At 40.3% G+C, this 243-nt stretch carries 1 protein-coding gene; it reads right to left on the bottom strand.

Annotated elements, in window-relative coordinates:
* On the bottom strand, nt 1–243 hold a 243-nt coding region (pilM, locus tag KAJ71_RS23345), incomplete at both ends, for a pilus assembly protein PilM (RefSeq protein WP_248947808.1).

Below are 243 nucleotides of genomic sequence, written 5' to 3'. Positions count from 1 at the left end.
CAAGACTTCTGTTTCAAAATCATCAGGTAAAGTCCGATCTTTTTTGGCACGACCAGCTTCGTCATAAGACAAACCATAACGATTCTGTACATCTTGAGTCAGTTGCTTGCCACCAAAAACTTGCTCTCGGGTATAAATGATCTTGCCATTTTGCATCACAGACAAAGTGGTCATGGTATGACCAATATCTAGGATACCCACAAGATTTACACCAATTGGCAAGGTATCGGAAAAGACATCAAA

Source organism: Serratia silvae (assembly GCF_023282985.1).
Taxonomy (GTDB): Bacteria; Pseudomonadota; Gammaproteobacteria; order Enterobacterales; family Enterobacteriaceae; genus Chania; species Chania silvae.
This window is presented reverse-complemented; position numbering and strand designations above follow the sequence as displayed.